This is a genomic window from Xanthomonas cucurbitae (assembly GCF_002939885.1).
GTDB lineage: Bacteria > Pseudomonadota > Gammaproteobacteria > Xanthomonadales > Xanthomonadaceae > Xanthomonas > Xanthomonas cucurbitae.
In genome coordinates, this window is the sequence record NZ_MDED01000144.1 from 1 (window position 1) to 396 (window position 396).

At 58.6% G+C, this 396-nt stretch carries 1 protein-coding gene; it reads right to left on the reverse strand.

The window, feature by feature from the left end:
* Positions 1-396: IS1595 family transposase (locus tag XcuCFBP2542_RS19115; RefSeq protein ID WP_146090392.1), on the reverse strand; the 396-nt coding region annotated here is incomplete at both ends.

Here is a 396-nt window from a genome sequence, read left to right on the forward strand (position 1 = left end):
CACATTCAACCAACGTGCTCCCTGGACTTCGGTTGCGGCACGACCACCGCCGGTATCGAGGGTGGTGTGGGCATGCCCAGCCTCCTCCAAACGGCGAAAGCAAGCCAATCCGTCGCTGTAAACTTCGCATTCCGGCTCCAGACGCCGTTCGATCCAGTCCTTCAGCGAGGCGTTGTCAAAAGCCTTCACCGGCTCGATCACCGCAAAGGTAGGATGTTCATTGTTCTGGTCCACTTGCACTGCGATCACGAACGGCTGTTTGTTCTCCGAGCCTCGTCCGCGCTTGCCTCCGGTGCGTTCGCCGCCAAGGTACGCGTCATCGATTTGCACAAATCCGCTGAGTTTTCGCGGTTCTTCGCGCTCGACCATCGCCTGCATGATCTTGTGCTTCATGCG